This window comes from Rhizobium sp. BK418, assembly GCF_004341105.1.
GTDB lineage: Bacteria > Pseudomonadota > Alphaproteobacteria > Rhizobiales > Rhizobiaceae > Rhizobium.
In genome coordinates this window covers 1155665-1176080 of sequence record NZ_SLZK01000001.1, presented here as the reverse complement: position 1 = coordinate 1176080, position 20416 = coordinate 1155665, and the positions used below count along the sequence as shown (strand labels likewise).

Below are 20416 nucleotides of genomic sequence, written 5' to 3'. Positions count from 1 at the left end.
CCAGCGACAATCACGATGATACCGTCGCCGACGATCGCGACACCAGAATCTCATCCAGATTGTCGCGCTGATCTCATCCAGATTGTCGCCCTACACATGTTTGCCTCCATAAGCCTGGAGCGTCGGCCCGTGCATCGGCACCGTTCCCGGCGTCATCCCGTTGACGTCCTCTGCACCGCGGCGCACTTCTGGCACTTTATCGAAAAGCCCGTTCTGTCGCGGCGGTGCTGTGCGCTGACGATGACGCTTTGGCGTTTGCGAAGGCCGATACGTCAAACCCATCCAAAACTGAACTCCACATCCGCTCGCCTAGTAAAGATCTGTTCTTTGGCGCAGACAACTTGAATGGTAAGCAGGATGATGGCGGCTATGGCACCGGGGGGGCTGGAGACGGCGGCGGCAAGAAGCGATATCCAGGCCGAAGGCGTCTGGAACAAACAGGTTCAAACCGTGTTGCAAGCGCATGAACGATACAGAGCAAAAAGCCAGCAATGGCATGATCCGGTACGTGCTGACGATATTCGTCATCGGGGTCATTCTTGCCGTCGCGTATCTGACCTTCTTTACGCCTGGCGAGGTGGAGACAACGCCTAGGGCGTCGGGTGTCAACGAGAGCGGCCGGTAACTGCGACGAATGGCCTTAGTATCGGGATTACGACCGGACGCATCTCTTCCATCATGCGGATTGCTGCTTATCCGCATGGACTGCCTTGCGACCCTCGGCGTGGATATCAGTCCATATATCTCGACGCTCGCAATCCCTATGCGCATTATGCGCTGGCGATCGTGTCGGCCTATATGGGCAGGGCCGGCCAGGCGATTCTGGCGGCCGAGCTGTCCATCGAGCTCGGCCCGAGCTTCGCCCTCAGGCAGTTGCGCCAAGTCGCCATTCCGCCCCATGCGGGGATCAGATCACGAATTCCTCCTCGTACGTCTGTGGCTCGGGAACGACCGTAACCTCCACCGGAACGATCCAGTTGGCCACGTAGCTCTCGCAGTCGGAACGCTGGTGGTCGGGCTGCACGCAGCCCGCCGCATCGGTTGCGCGGCATCGCAGTGTATATTGCCCCACTTCTTCAGGGGTCCACATGTACTCCCACAAGCGCCATGCAAAGGGACGTTCTGTTTCGAGGAGCCTTCCCTCGCGCCAGCCCCTGCCATCTCCAGTACAGACCTGCACCTGCCGGATAGCAGCCTCTCCGCTCCAGGCGGCTCCGAAAATCCGGTACGGTTGGCCGACGACGAGTTGCGCTCCCTGTACTGGACGCGCGATCTGCGATTTGACCTCCATCTGCGCAAGGGGGACGAGCGTGGGTTCCCCGAGGCTGCGCTCCCAACGGAAATAGTCGCGCGCCTGCCAGTAGCCAAGGAACGGTTGCTCCACAACCGTGATATGCGTGATCCACTTGACCCAGGCCATGCCGAACCAGCCACCCACGACCGCGCGCAGCGGATAGCCGTGATCGCGCGTCAACGGCTCGTCATTCATCGAATAGGCAAGGATCGTGCTGTCGGCAATGGCCTTCTCAAGCGGCAAACTGCGCGCAAACGCGATGGGGCCGGGAGAAGCCGTTTTCTTGTTCGAGTCGACGACGCCGCTGTCGGCGCCTGTGAGCAGAACCTCGCATGCGGTTGGCTTGACGCCCGCCATTTCCAAAATCTCGCGCAGGAGAACACCTGTCCACGCAGCATTGCCGACGGCTCCGTTTTGCCACTGCAACCCCTCCCGCGGCGGCTCATAGTAGACGCGCCCGTTGCCTGCGCACTCGACGACGGCGGTCAAAGTCGTGCTCCGCATCGCCTTGATGCTGTCGAGGTCAAGTTCGATCGGCCGCTCCACCGCCCCGCCAACGCGCAATTTCCAGTCTCGCGCATCGAGGTTGGGCGACGGGAAATGGTTTCGCACGAAGAACAGTTCGGTTGGGATCAGCCAATCGGAGAGCGAAGCAAACGGAAACTCGATGTTTTGTGGGGATTTCTGTCGAACTATCAGACCGGGTTGCTGTGGTGTCGGCATCTTCCTCGTCTTCCCTTTCGGGCTCTACCTAGATCTGGGGGATTTGGGGTCAGGTCAGCAATTAACCGAAGCCATCGCTCTGCCCGAACGACTTCTTGATTAGATTGAATTTCTCACGTGGAGTCAGTGCTGGCGGATACTTCCGTCCTTCGCGCTTCGGATCCTTAGCATCGGCCCTCGCGATCTCGTCACGGGCCATGATGGCGCCACCACATGCAACTCACTGAGAACAAAGCCAATCAGATTAGGCTGCCAGATTATCGGAATGCCGGCGAACCGAAAAGAGGGAATGCCGCACCGCTCCTTCGTTCGCGAGTTGGACCAAGGCAGCGAACTTGGCGAGGACGCCGTGCCTGTAGCGCGGTTTCGGCTGGCTCCAGAGGCTTCGCGTCTCGCAATCTCCTCATCGGGACGTCGAGCTGCAGAAGTTGCCGACGGGCATCGATGGTGATTTGGTCGCCGTCCTCACAGGCGCGATTGTTCCCCTGTCACATCTCCGGCAGGCCGGCCTTTCGGAAGCCGTCGACAAAGTGGTCGCGTACGGATGCATCGCGCAGCGGCTGGGAGCTGACCCAGTGGCCGATCGTGAAATGAGGGTGGGCGATCAGGAACAGTTCCGCTTCTCGCCGCGCTTCGTCATGGTGGCCCAACTGCGCAAGCGTCGCAGCCAGGAATTTGCGGGAGTTGGTGCGATAGGTGTCTTCCCTGCGGAGTGTCGCTTTCGCCGCCTCATAGTCACGCGCAGCGTATTGCGCCTGCCCGAGATGACAAAGATACCAGCAGGCTGGATAGGGATTGAGCCGCAGAGCTTTTTCGATCTGCGCCAGTCCGTCGGCAATCCTGCCGGCCAGCACGGACACGTCCGACATGGCGGCCCAGGTGTCGGCGTGGTTGGGGTCCAGCTCCAGGGCTGTGGAGAAGGCGGCCTCAGATTCCTCCCATCGCCGCTCATAGGCCAGAATGGTCCCCAGCACGTAACGGCAGCCGGCATCGTTGGGGTCGAGCTCGACTGCCTTCTGCGCCGATGTCACCGCCATCTGACGGTTCGGATCTTCGGGCTCGCCGAAATGCGTCCAGGCCAGCCAGCGGTTATAGGCGAGCAGGCCGAGCGCCTCGGCATAGGATGGCTCGAGCTGAACCGCGCGCTGGAGCAGCATATAGGCCTCACGCTCGGTCTGCGGCGACTCTTCCGTCAGGAGGCGGGCGCGTACACACAGATCGTATGCCTCAAAGTTCTTCGGCCGATTGCGCTGAACCGGGATGGTCAGCCGGCCGACGAGGGCCTCGACGATCTTGGCGTTGACTTCATCCTGCAACTCGAAAACATCTTCCACCGTCCTGTCGAACCGCTCGGCCCACAAGTGCCGGCCGCCAAGCGTGTCGACCAATTGGGCATTGATGCGGACACGGCCCATTGCGCGTCTGGCGCTTCCCTCGAGGACGTAGCGGACGCCGAGTTCCTGGGCGACCAGCTTTACGTCGACCGCCTTGCCCTTGTAGCCGTATACGGAATTGCGCGCGATGACGAACAGGCCGGCCGTACGGGAAAGATCGGTGATCAGGTCGTCGGTCAAGCCGTCGACGAAAGGCGCGTCCGTCTCATCCCCGCTCATATTCGTGAACGGCAATACAGCGATCGAGGGACATTCGGGCAGCGGCAATGTGCTCTCCAGCGCATCCGGCCAATGCCACAGGTGGACCGGGCGAGTCAGGTTCTTCAGGTAGCGTTCGCCTGCATCGAAGAACCGGTCGTCGATCTTGCCGACGATCTCGCCGTGAACGCTGGCTGAGATGCAGATGCCTCCCGGGGCGGCCTGTCTTTCGAGGCGCGCCGCGACATTGACCCCGTCGCCGAGGACGTCCGAGCCGTCGTCGATGACATCTCCCAGGTTGACGCCTATACGCAAAAGCAGGCGCCGGTCTTCGGAAGCCTCGACAGCTGCGGTGGCCCGTTGCATTTCCAACGCTGCGGCCACCGCTTCCACCGCGCTGCCGAATTCGATCAGGAATCCGTCGCCCATGACCTTGAAGATGCGACCTTTGTGGCGCGCCACGGCCGGCTCGATAATGTCAGCACGCAGTTCCCTGAGGTTATCAAGCGTTGCGACTTCATCAGCCTCCATCAGGCGCGAATATCCCACCACATCGGCAACGACGATGGCGGCAAGGCGACGCTGAAGAGATTGATCCGTCATGTGAGGACAAGCCCAACGACCAAATTAGCAAGTTATTGTTCAACCGCGGGTGAGTCAACAAGTGGTAAGAGGCCGCATCCGATTCCCATATTGGCCACGGCCGGGGGCTTGGCGAATGTCTCTGATTGGCGCAAAGCGGGCGATGCGCGGCCCGCCGCCATCATCCTACGGCGGGCACATCCCACCCCATCAGCCCGCCAGCAGCGCCCTCGCGCTCTCTTCGTCCGTCACCAGCGCGGTCGCCAGTCCCGACCGCAACGTGGCGCTGAGGATGGCGTGTTTGTGGGCGCCGCCGGAGGCGACGATGCGGCAGGGGATCTTGCGGTAGTCGGAAAGTTCGGGGGCGAGCACCTGGGCGTTCAGCGGATGGGCGACGAGGCGGCCCTCGGCGTCGATATAGCGGCCGAGCAGATCGCCGACGGCGCCGACGGCGATGAGGTCGCTGACATCGGTTCCGGGCGGCAGGCCGTAGCGCACCTGGAGGGATTGGCGTGTCACGTCGCCGACGCTGAGAAAGGAAATATCCACCTCGCAGGTCTGCCGGAAGATCCGCTCGAAAACCGATTGCGAGATGATCGCCTCGCGCGATTGCGGGCTCTCGGCATAGATCGGTGCTGCGAAATAATGGCATTGCGCCTTCAGGACCTGCGCGAAGGCGCGCACGATCTCGAACGTGTTGATCTCCGAACCGCGCGTCAGCCCACCCATCATCGAACGCACCTCGATGTCAGGCTCGCTTGCAGGTGTCATATGGGTGACGGTTTCCCTCAGCGTCGCGCCCCAGCCGACGCCGATCGAGCGGGGCCTGCGGGCCGCAATCAGCCGGTCGAGATAGGCGGCGGCACCACGGCCGAGCGCCTGGTGCAGAAGCTGCGGATCGGCAGGGGTCGGAACGACGATCGCCGCCTCCAGTCCGAAACGCTCCTGCAGGCGCGATTCGAGCTCCACCCCGGCGGCAAGCGGGGAGGCGAAGCTCACCCTGACGATGCCTTCCTCCAGGGCGGCGGCGAGATATTCGTTCACCCTGCGGCGGGTGAGGTTCATGCGCTCAGCGATCTGCGCCTGCGTCAGTCCCTCCACGTGGTAGAGCCATGCCGCCCGGATTTTCAGCTCGTGGGATTCCATAAATTCCTGTCCTGAATGCGCCACAAAATGCAGTGGCGTTACAAACATCACATAGGTGTAACAAATGTAACGTAATGCGCTGAGCATGACGATAGAACTTCTGATCTTCGATTGCGATGGCGTATTGATCGACAGCGAGCCGGTGGCCAGCGGCACGCTGGCGCAGGCCCTGCAACGCGCCGGTATTCCCCTGAGCCATGCCGAGGTCCACCGCCGCTTCACCGGTCTTTCGGGGGAGGAGGGCCGGCGCCTCTGCAGGGAAGAACTCGGCCTTGCCGATCCCGACCGCGTCTTTGCCGATGCCAAAAGCGCGCTCTACGAGGAATTCTCCCGCTCGCTGCAGCCGATGGCCGGCATGGAAAAGCTGGTGCGGGATCTCAAGCAGCGCAAATGCGTCGCATCCAACAGCGACATGGAGCGGCTGCGCCGCAGCCTAGGCCTATTCGACCTCTGGACGGAGTTCTCCCCGCATATCTACAGCGCCGAGATGGTGGCGAGACCGAAGCCCGCTCCGGATCTCTTCCTGCTCTGCGCCGAAAATCTCGGCGTCGAACCGCGCCGCTGCCTCGTGATCGATGACAGCGCACTCGGAATCGCGGGTGCGGTTGCAGCCGGCATGGCGGCGATCGGCTTCGTCGATCCGGCCGATCCGCGCAGCGGACGGCATGAGGCGCTGAAGGCGGCCGGCGCTCTGCAGACGGTCGAGGGAGCAGGGGAACTGGCGATCGCGCTCAAGGGGCTTTTGCCCCCTGAAAAGGAGCGGGCGTCTTCCGAAAGAAAACCGGCGGTGGAGACCACTGGCTGATCTCGCGCGGGCCGAGGTTTTCGCGCGCTGGACTGGCTCTTCGCGGCACCCGCGAAGGGCAGATGTAACCGAAACTTCATGAAGCCGTCGTTCGGGCGACATGGAGCTGATCCTAAGAACCAAGGCCGCGAGCCGGGGGGCCCGCCGGTCAAGACACAAGGAGTTTCCGATGCTTTCGATCAATCGACGCGGCGCGCTCGGCCTTCTCGGCGCCACCGCCGGTACGCTCATTCTGCCGCGCATGGCCTTCAGCCAGGCCAAACGTCCTTCCATCACCATCGCGGTGCAGAAGATTACCAACAACAATTCGCTTGACGTCTATCACGAGCAGTCCAATGTCGGCGAGCGCATCTTCTATCCGAACCTCTGGGAAGGTCTCATCCTGCGCGACTGGATGGGCAACCAGGGTCCGGTTCCGGGTCTTGCCACCGAATGGAAGCGCATCGACGACAAGACGCTCGAACTGAAGCTGCGCCAGGGCGTCAAGTTCCACAACGGCGACGAAATGACCGCCGAGGATGTCGCCTTCTCCTTCTCCAGGGAGCGTGTGTTCGGGAATACCGAACCTGCCGGCGGCAAGACGATTTTCGAATCCGATCACAAGCCTGCGACCGCCAAGGAACTGCCGGCGACCGTGCCCGGCGTCGGCCGTCGCCTGTGGCCGGCGCTTGCCGGCATCGAGATCGTCGACAAGTATACCGTGCGTCTGCACAACACGACGCCTGACGTGACGCTGGAAGGCCGCCTCTATTCCGGCGGCAGCCAGATCACCAACCGCCGCGCCTGGGATGAGGCCGCAAGCTTTACCGAATGGTCGCGCAAGCCGATCACGACCGGCCCCTACATGGTCGGCGAATACAAGCCCGACGTTTCGCTGACGCTCCTCGCCTTCGACGAATATTGGGGCGGCCGCCCGCCGCTCGAGCAGATCCGCTTCGTGGAAGTTCCCGAGGTCGCCTCGCGCGTCAACGGCCTCTTGTCCGGCGAATACGACTTCGCCTGCGACCTGCCGCCGGATCAGATTGCCGCCGTCCAGGCCGCTCCGGGCTATGAAGTCCAGAACTCGACGATCTGGAACCACCGCATCTCCGTCTTCAACACCCAGAACCAGATCCTCGCCAATCCGCTGGTTCGCCGCGCCATGACCCATGCCATCGACCGTCAGGCGATCGTCGATGCGCTGTGGGGCGGCAAGACGGTCATCCCGGCCGGCCTGCAGTTCGAATCCTTCCGCGGCTCCGACATGTTCATCGAAGGCTGGGCGCCTCCGGCTTACGATCCCAATCTCGCCAAGGACCTCTTGAAGCAGGCCAATTACAAGGGCGATGCGATCCCTTACCGCCTGCTCAACAACTACTACACAAACCAGACGGCCAACGGCCAGATCATGGTCGAGATGTGGAAGCAGGTCGGCCTCAATGTCGAGATCGAGATGAAGGAAAACTGGGCGCAGATCCACGACCCGGCCGGTGTCAAGGGCGTGCGCGACTGGTCGGCCTCCAACACGATCAACGACCCGATCACGCCGATGGTCGTGCAGTTCGGCCCGAATGGCGAAGTGCAGCAGAAGAAGGACTGGACGAACGAGGAGATGAACAAGCTCGCCGTCGTCATGGAAACCTCGACCGACCGGGCGCTGCGCAAGAAGGCCATCGCCCGCATGCTTGACATCGCCGAGCGCGAAGACCCGGTCTATCAGGTCCTGCACCAGAATGCCGTCTTCACCGGCATGAAGTCGTCGCTGAAGTGGAAGGCCGCTCCGGCCTTCGCCATGGACTTCCGCGCCGCCAACTGGTCGATCTGATCGGCTCGTCACTCGGTCTCCGGCGGCTGAAGGGCTGCCGGAGATCCTGTTTTTGATGCAACGAAGAGCGGGGATGAAAAATGGGCGCGACCGGCTCCAATCTCGTGGAACTGCGTGACCTGACGGTCGCCTTCGACGGCGTGCAGGTTCTCCACGGCATCGATCTCGACGTCGCCAAAGGCGAGGCGCTCGGCCTCGTCGGCGAATCCGGCTGCGGCAAGTCGGTCACGTGGCTTGCGGCCCTCGGTCTGCTGCCGGGCAAGGCCAGTGTTTCCGGCTCGGTGAAGCTGGAAGGCAGCGAGCTCGTCGGCGGATCGCGCACCGTGCTCGAAAGCGTGCGCGGCAGCCGCATCGCCATGATCTTCCAGGATCCGTCCAGCTCGCTCAATCCGGTACTGCGCATCGGCCGGCAGATTTCCGAGGCGCTGTCGGTCCATCGCGGGCTCAGGGGCGACGCGGCAAAGGCCGAGGCGCTCAGGCTGATCGACATGGTCGGCATTCCCGATGCGCGCCGCCGCTTCGATCTCTACCCGCACGAGTTTTCCGGCGGCCAGTGCCAGCGCCTGATGATCGCCATGGCGCTCGCCGGCGAGCCCGACCTTCTGATCGCCGACGAGCCGACCACCGCGCTCGATGCGACGATCCAGGCGCAGATCCTCGATCTCCTGATCCGCCTTCGCGCCGAAACCGGCATGGCGACCGTTTTCATCAGCCACGATCTCGGCGCCGTCAGCCAGGTCTGCGAGCGCGTCTGCGTCATGTATGCCGGGCGCATCGTCGAAGAGGGCAGTGTCGAACAGCTGTTCTCCGAGCCGCGCCACCCCTATACCCGCGGCCTGTTCGACGCCATTCCCCGCCTTGATGGCGGCCGCGAACGGCTGATCCCCATTCCCGGCACCGTTCCCAATCCGAAAGATCTGCCGGCGGGCTGTTCCTTCTCGCCGCGCTGTTCGCGCGCCGTGGAGGCCTGCGGGAGCGAGCGCCCGCCGCTCGTTTCGCTCGAGGGCGGCCGCAAGCTCGCCTGCATAAGGCCGGTGCCGGTCGCAGCTGCCGCCGAGACACTGACCTCCCGTATCACTGAGGGCCTGCTGCAATGACGCCGCTCATCGAAGCCCGGGATCTCGTCCGCATCTATCAGATCCGCCGCGGCCTCTTCGGCCGGCCGACGCCGGTGCGCGCCGTCGACGGCGTCTCGCTCCAGGTCGCGCCGGGCGAAACGCTCGGCATCGTCGGCGAATCCGGCTCCGGCAAATCGACGCTCGGGCGCATGCTGCTCGGCATCGACGATGCGCAGGAAGGCAGCGTGCGCTTCCAGGGACATCCGATGCCGGCGCGCAGCACGGGGGAATGGCGCGCGCTGCGCGCAAAAATGCAGCTCGTCTTCCAGGACCCGCTCGCCGCACTCGACCGCCGCGTGACGATAGCGAAGCAGATCGCCGAGCCGCTCGATATCCACAAGCTCATCCCAAGAGCGCATCAGGCTGACCGGGTGACGGAACTGATGCGGGCCGTCGGCCTGCGCGCCGACCAGGCCGACCGTTATCCGCACGAGCTTTCAGGCGGCCAGCGCCAGCGTGTGGTGATCGCCCGGGCGCTCGCCTCGCGGCCGAAGCTCATCGTCTGCGACGAGCCGGTTTCAGCGCTCGATGTCTCCATCCAGGCGCAGGTGGTCAACATGATGCGCGACCTGCAGGAGAAAAACGGCATCGCCATGGTGTTCATCAGCCACGACCTGAAGGTGGTGCGCAATATCGCCGACCGTGTCGCGGTCATGTATCTCGGCCGCATCGTCGAGGAGGCTTCCTCCGACGCCATCTTCCGGGCGCCGCAGCACCCCTACACGAAGGCGTTGGTGTCCAGCGTGCCCATCCCCGGCAAACGGCTCGAAGGCCGCGTGATCCTGCAGGGCGAGCCGCCGAACCCGGCGAACCGCCCCTCCGGCTGCGCCTTCCACCCCCGCTGTCCGCTGGCGCGCGAGATCTGCCGTTCCGTCGTGCCGGAACTTGTCGGCATCGGCGAGGGCCGTACCGCCGCCTGCCATGTCGTGGCGGGCGAAACCAGGCCGGTCGCGGCATAGGGGAGGGTTCCATGATCCGTTTCGTTCTCGTGCGCCTGTTCCGTGCAATCCTCACCATCATGGCGGTCGTCACTTTCGCCTTCGTCGTACTGCGCATGTCGGGTGATCCCGCGACCGTCATGCTCGGGCCTGACGTGCCGAAGGAGGCGGTCGATGCCTTCCGCAAGGCATGGGGCCTCGACCAGCCGCTCTGGATTCAATATCTCGCCTATATCAGGTCGATCTTCACGGGCGATTTCGGCGTCTCGATGCGCGACAAGGCTTCGGCGCTCGATCTGGTGCTGGAACGCGTGCCGGCGACGCTGCAGCTGACGGTGCCGGCGCTTATCCTCAAGCTCGTCTTCGGCATTCCCTCAGGCGTCTATGCGGCGCTGCACCGGCAGAGCTTTTCGGACCGCGGCGTCATCCTGCTCGCCGTTCTCGGCTTCACCATTCCATCCTTCGTCATGGGCCTGGTGCTCGTGCTGATCTTCTCGGTCATCCTCGGCTGGCTGCCGTCCGGCGGGCAGGATACCTGGGTGCACGGCATCCTGCCGACGCTGACGCTCAGCATCGGCGGCATCGGCATCCTCGCCCGCTTTTCGCGCAGCGCCATGATCGAGGTGATGGGCCAGCCCTATATTCGCACCGCCTCGGCCAAGGGGCTGACCTGGCGCGACGTGGTCTGGAACCATGCATTGCCCAATGCGGCGGTGCCGATCGTCACGATCGTCGGCTTCATGGTCGGCTCGCTGATTGCCGGTGCGGTCGTGGTGGAATCGATCTTTTCCTGGCCGGGCATCGGTCGCCTGCTGGTGGTCTCGGTCACCAATCGCGACCTTGCCGTCGTCCAGTGCATCCTGCTGATCATCGCCGTCGCCATGGTCGTCTCGAACCTCGTCGTCGATCTGCTCTACGGCTGGCTCGATCCGCGCCTTCGCTCGCACGCGGCCGGACATTAGAGCATTTCCGTTTTTCTTCGAATGGCGAAATGCTCTACCTCTTTGTTTTTACGCAATTCCGGACGCAAAGCCGCTGCACACTTTTGCTGGAATTGCTCTAGGAGAAAACCGATGGCAACTGTCGATCTCGCCGCCACGCCGGCTTCCGCAAAGCCCAACCGCCTCGTCTCCCTCCTGCGCCGCAACCTGCCGCTGTCGGTGGCGTTCGGCCTGCTGTGGCTTGCGGCAATGGTCCTGACCGCCGTCTTTGCTGATTATATCCGTCCGTTCAACATCACGGCCATGGATCTCAGCAGCCGGCTTTCGGCGCCGGGCGGGTTCAAGCATCTGCTCGGCACGGACGAACTCGGCCGCGACGTGCTTTCGCGCCTCATCCAGTCGATCCGCGTGTCGCTCGTCATCGCCTTTGGCGCGACGATCCTCTCGGCCGTCTTCGGCACGCTGCTCGGGTTCCTGGCGGCGCGGTTCCGCGGCTTCGTGGAACATCTCGTGCTGATGCTCGCCGATTTCCAGGCGGCGCTGCCTTTCCTCATCATGTCGCTGGCGGTGCTCGCCTTCTTCGGCTCCTCCATGCTGCTGCTCGTCTGCCTCATGGGTTTCTACGGCTGGGAGCGCTATGCGCGCATCGCCCGCGGCCTTGCGATTTCCGCCGGCGCGCAGGGTTATGCGGCGGCAGTGGTGCAGCTTGGCGCCACGCCTGCGCGCGTCTACCTGCATCATATCCTGCCGAATGTCGCCTCGACGCTGATCGTCTCCATGACGCTGACTTTCCCCGAGATCATCCTGATGGAAAGCGGTCTCTCCTTCCTCGGCCTCGGGGTGCAGCCGCCGGAAACCAGCCTCGGCAACATGGTGGGCTTCGGGCGCGAATATCTGACGCGCGCGCCCTGGATCATGCTGGCTCCATCCGTCGTCATCATGCTGACGACGCTGTCGATCTCGCTCGTCGGCGACTGGCTGCGCGACAAGCTCGACCCGACCATCCGCTAATGCCTTGAAATCGATATAGTGAAGGATATTCCATGACTGATATCACCGGCCATCGCGGCGCCCGCAACCTCTGGCCCGAAAACTCGCTCACCGGCTTCCGCAACGCCATCATGCTCGGTGTCGACGCCATCGAGTTCGACGTACACCTGACGCGCGCGGGCGAACTCGTCGTCATCCACGATGCCACACTGGAGCGCACCGCCGAAGGCTCAGGCCCCGTGCAGGATCTTTCGGTCGAGGCCCGCAAGGCGACCCTGCTGAAAGGCACTGATGAGGCGATCCCGACGCTTGCCGAAGTGCTCGGGGTGCTTGCCGCAAACAGGGACATCGACCTGCATGTCGAGATCAAGATCGACGAGACCGGCACGCCTTATCCCGAGATCGCCGCGCGCGTCGCAGCCGAGCTTGCCCGCTTCGGTGTCGGCGAGCGTTCCTATCTGACGTCCTTCGACACGTCGGTTCTGGAGGATTGCCGCCGCCATGCGCCCGAGGTTTCACGCCTCGTCTCCGTCAATGCCGCCTGGGCCGAGAAACAGGGCGGGCTTGCCGCCTTCATCGACCGCGTGGACGGGCTGGTGGAGATCGTCGCCATCCATCACGAGCTGATGGAGGCGGAATGGGACATGATCCGCAGCCGGCTGCCGATGGAGCGGCTCTGTGTGTGGACGCTCAACGACGAGGCCGGCATCCGCCATTGGCTCGCGCGCGGCATCGGCAGCCTGACCTCCGACAGTCCGGACCTCGCCCTAAACCTGCGCGCCGGCCTCGCTGCCTGAGCGGATGCGAGATTGCCTTCTCCCGCAGGGCGGGAGGAGGGCGAGGCATGCATCATCGCGCAGCTACCGCCACCCGCTCTGAATGACGATGCCTTGTCGTCGGGTCGCCGCCGCCGTGCTGTCTGCCCAGCCATCGGCCGACCTCAATCGTGATCCTGGACGTTCGAAATCGTGATTCAGGGCGTGTCGCTCCTCGATCCGCGACAAGCTGGGGCATAACCCACCGATACGAGGAGATTCGATGAAAGCGTTGATCAAAATCGCTGCAATGGTCTGTGCCGGCATCCTTCCCGCAGCGATGGCGCAGCATTCAGCCGCTGCGAGTGATTTTGTCGGCGTGCGGCAGACCACGGCGCCTTCCAAAGAGCGAGGCACAGATGTCCCTGTGATCGTTTGGTATCCGGCAGATGCCGGCGGCAAGCCTGTCACGCTCGGCGAAAGTCGATTTTTTGTCGGAACGGACGCCATGCTCGACGCGCCTGTCGCGCACGCAAGATATCCCGTGATCTTGCTCTCTCATGGCGCTGGTTTGGGGGGAACTCCTGAAGCCATGAGCTGGATTGCAACGCCATTGGCAAGGCAGGGGTTCATCGTGGCAGCGCCTGTTCATGTCGGAAACGGAGGGGCCCACAGGTCGGCAGCCGAAACGATGAAGCTCTGGCTAAGGCCTGCCGATATCAGTGCAACATTGGACGCGCTGGAAAAGCAGCCGCTTTTCGGGGATCACATCGAGCCGGGAAGGACAGGTGTGCTTGGGCTTTCGATGGGCGGCAATACAGCCCTGGCTTTGGCTGGCGGTCGTATCGATCCAATCCGTCTGGCGGGTTACTGTGACGACGGCGCTCGGAATCCTTCGCTTTGCGGATGGGTAAAGCAAAGTGGCGTCGATCTTCATGCCATGGATATGAAACTCGCCGATCGCGACAATCGGGACAAGCGGATCGAGTTTGCGATGGCAATCGACCCAGCGCCGGTCGATGTCTTTCAGACAGAACCATTTTCCAAGGTTTCGATCCCCGTCGAGATCGTAAACCTTGGCAAGCCCGGAGCGATCCCCCTGACCGTACTCGCCTCGGGAATTGCAAAGGCAATTCCGAAGGGCATGTATTCCGTAGTAGGGAATGCAAGCCACTATAGCATCTTCGGAATGTGCAAACCCGATGCGGCCGAGATGGCCAAATCCGCAGATATCGACGAGCCCATTTGCTCAGACAGCGATGGGCGCTCGCGCCTCGAAATCCATCGAGAATTGATCGATATGGTCATCAAGGCCTTCGATCAAAGGCTTAAAACATCGCCAGGTCGCTGAGGGATCGCAGGAGCGGTTACTTTGAAGCAGGTCCTTTGTCTTCCCGCTCCTTCACCCTGACGCCGGGCTTGCCCACCGGCATAAGGAGATCCTTGTCATTGATGTCGGGTCGGATCGCTTCCTGTTCGCTCGATTGACGGATCCGCGCGGGCTTGGAGTGCGGGTCGGTGCCGACCGTGTTGTCGGATGTGTTGTCTTTGCTTGCCATGTGAGTGCCTTTCCTTTTAACGAGGCGCCATGACCGTCTCGCCGGGACAATGGCAAATAGGTTTCAGGCCTTAGGGCATCGGATAACCCTCGGCGTCGGCGCGGTTCATCGCATCACGCCAACACGTCCGCCTCGGACGCCGCCGCAATGAATGCGTCCCTGGCGGCCTCTGCGTGCTCCATCTGGTTCATGGCCTCCACGCATCGTCGTCTCGCAACGTCCAGACATGGGCCTGATACCGCCGGCCACCGGCCTTCGAGGTAGCGAATTGCTTCGAGCGGGCCGTGGACGAATTCGGACGGAGCGCTGCCAATTCGAACGGCGACCGGAACCGACCACGTTATAGCGTCGGCGGGGGACTGTATCCTTCGTTCTCGTATCGCCCGATCCTGGCCTTTTCCATTGCGAAGAGCCTCAAAGCCTCGCTGGGCGCAGGCCCGTGCTTCCTCGCGATCACGGTCGGCCTCGGGCGTGTCGGCGCAACGCGCATCATCCGAACCAGGTACCGGCGATGAATGATGTTGAGAGATCATCTGCCGCCTCCTCATGCTGAGTTGTGATCTTACGGAATCAAACCGGACATTCGGCCCGAAGTTCCACTGACGGCGATGGATTCTTGTTCGGGCGGTCTGCCGGCAGGCGGATGAGGGGGCCATACGGCACGGGTTTCACCACCCTTTATTGCGGCGGCGACCGCGCCGAGGAAAGGCCGTATGCGGAGCGCTTCATCATATGGGCGTAGGGGGTACCACCCCCATACCCCAGATTGCTGTCGTCCGTTTTCTCGCGAAAGGTGCAAGAATGAAGGTCTTGTAATAACGGCCGAAAAGAGCCGGAGTTGCGGAAGGGGAGGGCGTCCTTGAAGCGTAGAATTCAGGTCACGAATGACTCGTATCTCAGTACCGTTGGCGGAATTCTGAGCGTAAGTCCGGCTCCAGCCACCTGGAGCGCAGTGATAGGAACCGCCGCTTTCGTCTCCTCGACGGGCATTGGCGGCGGTTCGCAGAGTTTTGCCAGCCAGGGCGGCGCGCTACCGTTATCCTCCTCAATCGATACGGTCACGTCGCCCATTTCCCTGCTGTCACCGGGCGCCGGGCTGTCGGGAAGCGGGCAATCGTCCTCCGCACCCTCGACGGCGACACCGGCGCCGGCGACCGATGGCGTTCTGCAGACTGCGTCGGCCACATCGCTGCTGCAGGCGCCTGCCACGACATTGCAGCGCACCGTGCTCGGCCCCGATCCGGCCCAGGAGGCCGCGACGCTGCCTGCCGCGCCCACGCTGACAAGTACCGGGACCGATACGAGCAGCGGTACGAATACCGGTACCGGCACCCAGACCGTGGCGCCGCTCAGCCTTTCCACCGGCACGACACCGCTCGCCCTTCAGACCTCGATCGCGTCCATCTCGCTGGAGCCGAACCTCAGCACGTCCGTCGCGACACCGGTGGCCACGGCGACGCTCAATACGACGACGACGCCTGCGGCTGCGCCCACGCTCAACAAGATCGCGCTCGAGAACATGAAGACGGGCAACCCGATCAGCGAGTGGGGCCTCGAGGGCGACGGCAACGGCACCATTCAGGGCTTTGCCACCGAAATCAGCACGAATATCGGCGGGACGGTCGATTTCAAGATCGCCACGGATTCCACCCATTACCGCATCGACATCTACCGCATGGGCTATTACGGCGGGGCAGGCGCGCGCAAGGTCGACTCGATCGAGCAGCAGCTGACCACGGCGCAGATCCAGCCGCATCCGATCGTCGACATGTCGCTCGGCCTCATCGACTGCGGCAACTGGTCGGTCTCGGCAAGCTGGCAGATCCCCGACGATGCCGTCTCGGGCGTCTATTTCGCCAAGCTGGTGCGCGAGGACGGCACCGAGGACGCCAGCATCATCCCCTTCGTCGTGCGCGACGACTCCTCGCACAGCGATATCGTCTTCCAGACCTCGGACACGACCTGGCAGGCCTATAATGCCTGGGGCGGCGCCAGCCTCTATTACGGCGATGTCCCGGTCGATCCCGCAAACATGATCGGCTACCTGCCGCCGAACTGCAGCTGCGGCCTGCAGGCCATCGGCCGGGCCTCGGCGATCAGCTACAACCGCCCGATCATCACCAATACGAGCCCGGTCGGCGGCTCGCACGATTTCGTCTTCGGCGTCGAGCATTCGGCCATCCAATGGCTGGAGCAGAACGGCTACGACGTTTCCTATATTTCCGGCGTCGATGCGACGCGCAGCGGCAACCTCTTGCTCAACCATCAGGCCTTCCTGTCCGTCGGCCATGACGAATACTGGTCGGCCGAGCAGCGCACCAATGTGGAAGCCGCGCGCGATGCCGGCGTGAACCTCGCCTTCTGGAGCGGTAACGAGGTTTACTGGAAAGTCCGCTGGGAAAGCAGCATCGACGGCAGCGGCCAGGCCTACCGCACCATGGTCTGCTACAAGGAGACCTACGGCACGAGCACGGACCCGAGCAATGTGGGCACTGGCACCTGGCGCGATCCGCGTTATGCCGATCCGGGGCAGGAGCCGGAAAATTCGCTGACGGGCACGATGTTCCAGGTGGACAGCTACCGCCAGGATACGATCTCCATCCCCTACGACTATTCGAACCTGCGCTTCTGGCGCAACACCGATGTGGCAGAGCTTCAGCCGGGCGAGACCTACAATCTGGTGCAGAACCTGCTCGGCTACGAATGGGATTCCGATGTCGAGAACGGATTCCGTCCGGCTGGACTGATCAACCTGTCTCTCTCCTCGGTCGCGGTTAATACCTATCTGCGCGATTACGGCTCGACGGTCGGCGATGCGGTGGCGACCCACAGCCTCACCATGTACCGGGCGGCAAGCGGCGCGCTCGTCTTCGGCGCCGGCACCGTCTTCTGGTCCTGGGGGCTGAACGATCAGCATCAGGGGCCGGCAACGCCGACCGATCGCAACGTGCAGCAGGCGATGGTCAACATGTTCGCGGACATGGGCATCCAGCCGACGACGCTCGATGCGAGCCTGATCCTCGCCACCCAATCGACCGACACGCTGAAGCCAACCTCCTCGATTACCTCGCCCATCGTCGGCGCAAGCTTCCTCGAAGGGCAGCATGTGACGATCACGGGCACGGCGCAGGATTTCGGGGGCGGCATCATTGCCGGCGTCGAGGTCTCCACCGATGGCGGCCAGCACTGGTTCAAGGCGACGGGCCGCGAGAACTGGAGCTATAACTGGGTCGTCCAGGCAAGCGGCACCTATACGATCCTGTCGCGCGCCGTCGACGATAGCGTCAATATGGAGGCGCCGTCGGCCGGCAAGCAGGTTACCGTCACGCTGCCCGACACGCAGGGACTCTGGACGCTGGCGGAAAAGCCTGCGGTCGAAACGGCCGTCGATCGCGATTCCGTCGAGCTCGGCCTGCGCTTCCAGGCGACGAAGGCAGGCCTGGTGGAGGGCATCCGCTTCTACAAGGGCTTCTATAATATCGGCGAACATGTCGTCAGCCTCTGGACCAGCACCGGGACGCTGCTGGCGACCGGGGTATCGACAGGGGAATCGCTGTCGGGCTGGCAGACCGTGATGTTCTCCAGCCCGATCCAGATTCAGGCCGGCACGACCTATGTCGCTTCCTATCACAGCAACGGCTACTATTCGCTCAGCCAGAACTATTTCACCGAGCCCTATGCCAGCGGCCAGCTGAAGGCCGTCGATGGCGGCGGCGTCTTCGCCTACGGCACCACGCCAGGCACATTCCCCGGCCAGAGCCCCGGCGGCACCAATTACTGGGTGGACGTGGTCTTCGATGCCGGCCCGAACAGCCAGCCGGTCGCGACCGCCGACAGCGGCTTCGTGATTTCCCACGACGGGACGCTCGTCGTCTCCATCGCCGCGCTGCTGGCAAACGATGCGGATGCCGATGGCGATGCGCTCACCATCACCGGTGTCGGCAATGCGCTGCACGGCACGGTCGTTCTCGACAAGCAGAACGGAACGGTCATCTTCACGCCGAGCGCCAGCTATACCGGCCCGGCAAGCTTCACCTATACCCTGTCGGACGGACGCGGCGGCACGGCGCAGGGCAATGTCAGCCTCACCGTCCAGCAGGGACCGACCGGCGAGACGGTGTTTACATCAGGCGAGGGGCCGACGGGGGGCGGCTTCAACGACAATACGCCGATGGAACTCGGCATGAAGTTCGTCGCCTCCGCAAACGGCACGATCTCGGGCATCCGCTTCTACAAGGCTGCCGGCGATACCGGCGTGCATACCGGCTCTCTGTGGAGGGCCGATGGCACGCTGGTGGCTACCGTCACCTTCACCAACGAGTCGCTCTCCGGCTGGCAGACCGCGACCTTCGCGAGCCCGCTGCAGATCACGGCGGGCACGACCTATGTCGCCTCCTACCACACGACTGGCAGCTATGTGGCGACGGCAAACTACTTCACCTCAGCCCATACCAACGGCTCGCTGACCGCACTTGCCGGCAGCAACGGCGTCTACGCGGTGGGCGGCACGGCCTTCCCGACATCGACCTACCAGTCGACGAATTACTGGGTCGATGTCGTCTACAACCAGTCGACGGGCAACGCGGTGCCGGTCGCGGCCAATGACAATGGCTTTACGACCTATACCAACACGGCGCTGTCGATCGCCGCAGCCAGCCTGCTGGCAAACGATACCGATGCCGATGGCGACCCGCTCAGCATCACCGGCGTCAACGGGGCGGTGCACGGAACGGTGACGTTCAACAGCCAGACCAATACCGTCACCTTCACGCCGACGACCGGCTATACGGGCGCGGCAAGCTTCTCCTATTCGATCTCGGACGGACATGGCGGCACGGCGTCGGCCACCGTCAGCCTCAATGTCGGGGCGCAGCCCGGCGGTTCCGGCCTGTTTGCGGCCTCCGATGCGCCGGCGTCTGCCTCCGCCGACAATTCGTCCGTCGAGCTCGGCGTCAAGTTCATCGCGTCCGCCCGCGGCGAGATCACCGGCCTGCGCTATTACAAGAGCGCGCAGGATACCGGCACGCATGTCGGCTCGCTCTGGACCGCGAGCGGACAGCTGCTGGCGCAGGCGACCTTCACCGCCGAAACGGGAAGCGGCTGGCAGACGGTGACTTTCGCCCAGCCGATCACCGTTTCGGCCGGCGTCACCTATGTGGCGAGCTACCATTCCAACGGCTTCTATTCGGCAACGGCCAACTATTTCAGCACGGATCATACGAACGGTTCGCTGACGGCGCCGTCGAGCGCTTCGAGCGGCGGCAACGGCCTCTATGCCTATGGTTCTAGCAGCCTCTTCCCGACCGCCTCCTACAATGCCACCAACTACTGGGTCGACGTGGTCTATCAGGTCAAGCAGAACGTCGCTCCGGTCGCGGCCAATGACGGCGGCTTCTCGACGAATAAGGGCGTGCCGATCACCATCCATGCCTCGGCGCTCCTTGCCAACGACACGGATGCCGATGGCGATCCGCTCACGATCACCGGCGCCAGCGGCGGGGTCAACGGAACGGTGACGTTCAACAGCCAGGCGCAGACCATCACCTTTACGCCGAACGCCGGATATTCCGGGCCGGCGAGCTTCAGCTATTCCATCGCCGACGGCCAGGGCGGCACGGCATCGGCCCAGGTCTCGCTCACCGTCAACGATCCGGCGGCCGAGCAGAACCTCTTTGCCGCCAATGCGACGCCGGATATCGTCGCCACCAACGACAACCAGCCGATCAATCTCGGCATGAAATTCCAGGCCGATACGGCAGGCTGGATCACCGGCATCCGCTTCTACAAGGGTGCCGACAATACGGGTCCGCACAACGGTTATCTCTGGACCGCTTCGGGCACGCTTCTCGGCAGCGTCACATTCAGCAATGAAACGGCCAGCGGCTGGCAGACTGCGTCACTTTCCCAGCAAGTGGCGATCCAGGCGGATACGACCTACGTCGTCTCCTATTCTACGAACGGCAACTATTCGGCAACCGGCAACTACTTCGCCAGCGATGTGACCAATGGCGATCTCAAGGCGCCTGCCGGCAATAACGGCGTCTATGCCTATGGGTCGGCCGGGCTGTTCCCGACCGCCAGTTACAACAACACCAACTACTATGTGGATGTAGCGTTCAAACCGCAGCTCGCGGCCTAGAGCATTCCAGCAAAAGCGCGTCGCGGTTTT

The 20416-nt window shown here is 63.1% G+C and carries 15 protein-coding genes; 10 read left to right on the top strand and 5 right to left on the bottom strand.

The annotated features are described in order from the left end of the window. Positions 1-463: 463 nt before the first annotated feature. Positions 464-625, top strand: coding sequence for a hypothetical protein (locus EV281_RS31055; RefSeq protein WP_165911843.1), 162 nt, complete (start codon positions 464-466; stop codon positions 623-625). 282 nt (positions 626-907) lie between these two features. On the opposite strand, the gene EV281_RS05940 is transcribed toward EV281_RS31055, so the two are convergent. From EV281_RS05940 to EV281_RS05925, 3 genes are all read right to left on the bottom strand, one after another. Continuing rightward, the gene (locus EV281_RS05940) at positions 908-2017 is read right to left on the bottom strand and encodes a sulfite oxidase (RefSeq protein WP_132651962.1); all 1110 of its coding nucleotides are present in this window, start codon (positions 2015-2017) and stop codon (positions 908-910) included. 488 nt (positions 2018-2505) lie between these two features. After that, positions 2506-4212, bottom strand: coding sequence for an adenylate/guanylate cyclase domain-containing protein (locus EV281_RS05930; protein ID WP_132651961.1), 1707 nt, complete (start codon positions 4210-4212; stop codon positions 2506-2508). A gap of 189 nt (positions 4213-4401) precedes the next feature. Beyond that, complete coding sequence (locus tag EV281_RS05925; protein WP_132651960.1) at positions 4402-5337, bottom strand: sugar-binding transcriptional regulator; 936 nt, start codon at positions 5335-5337, stop codon at positions 4402-4404. An 85-nt stretch (positions 5338-5422) separates the two neighbouring features. Here EV281_RS05925 and EV281_RS05920 point away from each other — a divergent pair, with 85 nt between their 5' ends. The 8 genes from EV281_RS05920 to EV281_RS05885 all read left to right on the top strand — a co-directional run bounded on the left by EV281_RS05920 (position 5423) and on the right by EV281_RS05885 (position 14039). Beyond that, positions 5423-6142, top strand: coding sequence for an HAD-IA family hydrolase (locus EV281_RS05920; RefSeq protein ID WP_132651959.1), 720 nt, complete (start codon positions 5423-5425; stop codon positions 6140-6142). A 169-nt stretch (positions 6143-6311) separates the two neighbouring features. Further along, positions 6312-7946, top strand: a complete 1635-nt coding sequence (locus tag EV281_RS05915) for an ABC transporter substrate-binding protein (RefSeq protein ID WP_132651958.1) — start codon at positions 6312-6314, stop codon at positions 7944-7946. An 80-nt stretch (positions 7947-8026) separates the two neighbouring features. Continuing rightward, entirely contained in the window at positions 8027-9043 is a 1017-nt protein-coding gene (locus EV281_RS05910) for an ABC transporter ATP-binding protein (protein WP_132651957.1), read from the top strand. Continuing rightward, positions 9040-10023: an ABC transporter ATP-binding protein gene (locus EV281_RS05905; protein ID WP_132651956.1), complete on the top strand. Its 984-nt coding sequence runs from the start codon at positions 9040-9042 to the stop codon at positions 10021-10023. The genes EV281_RS05910 and EV281_RS05905 overlap by 4 nt, the downstream gene beginning before the upstream one ends. Positions 10024-10034: 11 nt before the next feature. Next, a complete protein-coding gene (locus EV281_RS05900) occupies positions 10035-10964 on the top strand; it encodes an ABC transporter permease (RefSeq protein WP_132651955.1) in 930 nt (309 codons plus the stop codon). Between the two features lie 111 nt (positions 10965-11075). Further along, entirely contained in the window at positions 11076-11954 is an 879-nt protein-coding gene (locus EV281_RS05895) for an ABC transporter permease (RefSeq protein ID WP_132651954.1), read from the top strand. A gap of 32 nt (positions 11955-11986) precedes the next feature. Beyond that, the gene (locus EV281_RS05890) at positions 11987-12730 is read left to right on the top strand and encodes a glycerophosphodiester phosphodiesterase family protein (protein ID WP_132651953.1); all 744 of its coding nucleotides are present in this window, start codon (positions 11987-11989) and stop codon (positions 12728-12730) included. Positions 12731-12971: 241 nt separating this feature from the next. After that, positions 12972-14039: a dienelactone hydrolase gene (locus EV281_RS05885; RefSeq protein ID WP_132651952.1), complete on the top strand. Its 1068-nt coding sequence runs from the start codon at positions 12972-12974 to the stop codon at positions 14037-14039. A gap of 16 nt (positions 14040-14055) precedes the next feature. Here EV281_RS05885 and EV281_RS05880 read toward each other — a convergent pair whose 3' ends face one another. Next, positions 14056-14247, bottom strand: coding sequence for a hypothetical protein (locus EV281_RS05880; RefSeq protein WP_132651951.1), 192 nt, complete (start codon positions 14245-14247; stop codon positions 14056-14058). A 113-nt stretch (positions 14248-14360) separates the two neighbouring features. After that, on the bottom strand, positions 14361-14780 hold the full coding sequence (locus EV281_RS05875) for a DUF982 domain-containing protein (protein ID WP_132651950.1): 420 nt from the start codon (positions 14778-14780) through the stop codon (positions 14361-14363). A 305-nt stretch (positions 14781-15085) separates the two neighbouring features. Between EV281_RS05875 and EV281_RS05870 the strand changes: the two genes are divergently transcribed. Then, positions 15086-20386, top strand: a complete 5301-nt coding sequence (locus EV281_RS05870) for a DUF4082 domain-containing protein (RefSeq protein ID WP_132651949.1) — start codon at positions 15086-15088, stop codon at positions 20384-20386. The last annotated feature ends 30 nt before the right edge of the window (positions 20387-20416 follow it).

What these genes read in the sequence shown, in the direction of transcription:
- EV281_RS05895 (WP_132651954.1), top strand. Translation starts at nt 11,076, where the DNA reads ATGGCAACTGTCGATCTCGCCGCCACGCCGGCTTCCGCAAAGCCCAAC.
- EV281_RS05890 (WP_132651953.1), top strand. Translation starts at nt 11,987, where the DNA reads ATGACTGATATCACCGGCCATCGCGGCGCCCGCAACCTCTGGCCCGAA.
- EV281_RS05880 (WP_132651951.1), bottom strand. Translation starts at nt 14,247, where the DNA reads ATGGCAAGCAAAGACAACACATCCGACAACACGGTCGGCACCGACCCG.
- EV281_RS05925 (WP_132651960.1), bottom strand. Translation starts at nt 5,337, where the DNA reads ATGGAATCCCACGAGCTGAAAATCCGGGCGGCATGGCTCTACCACGTG.
- EV281_RS05910 (WP_132651957.1), top strand. Translation starts at nt 8,027, where the DNA reads ATGGGCGCGACCGGCTCCAATCTCGTGGAACTGCGTGACCTGACGGTC.
- EV281_RS05900 (WP_132651955.1), top strand. Translation starts at nt 10,035, where the DNA reads ATGATCCGTTTCGTTCTCGTGCGCCTGTTCCGTGCAATCCTCACCATC.
- EV281_RS05930 (WP_132651961.1), bottom strand. Translation starts at nt 4,212, where the DNA reads ATGACGGATCAATCTCTTCAGCGTCGCCTTGCCGCCATCGTCGTTGCC.
- EV281_RS05915 (WP_132651958.1), top strand. Translation starts at nt 6,312, where the DNA reads ATGCTTTCGATCAATCGACGCGGCGCGCTCGGCCTTCTCGGCGCCACC.
- EV281_RS05875 (WP_132651950.1), bottom strand. Translation starts at nt 14,780, where the DNA reads ATGATCTCTCAACATCATTCATCGCCGGTACCTGGTTCGGATGATGCG.
- EV281_RS05940 (WP_132651962.1), bottom strand. Translation starts at nt 2,017, where the DNA reads ATGCCGACACCACAGCAACCCGGTCTGATAGTTCGACAGAAATCCCCA.
- EV281_RS05885 (WP_132651952.1), top strand. Translation starts at nt 12,972, where the DNA reads ATGAAAGCGTTGATCAAAATCGCTGCAATGGTCTGTGCCGGCATCCTT.
- EV281_RS31055 (WP_165911843.1), top strand. Translation starts at nt 464, where the DNA reads ATGAACGATACAGAGCAAAAAGCCAGCAATGGCATGATCCGGTACGTG.
- EV281_RS05920 (WP_132651959.1), top strand. Translation starts at nt 5,423, where the DNA reads ATGACGATAGAACTTCTGATCTTCGATTGCGATGGCGTATTGATCGAC.
- EV281_RS05905 (WP_132651956.1), top strand. Translation starts at nt 9,040, where the DNA reads ATGACGCCGCTCATCGAAGCCCGGGATCTCGTCCGCATCTATCAGATC.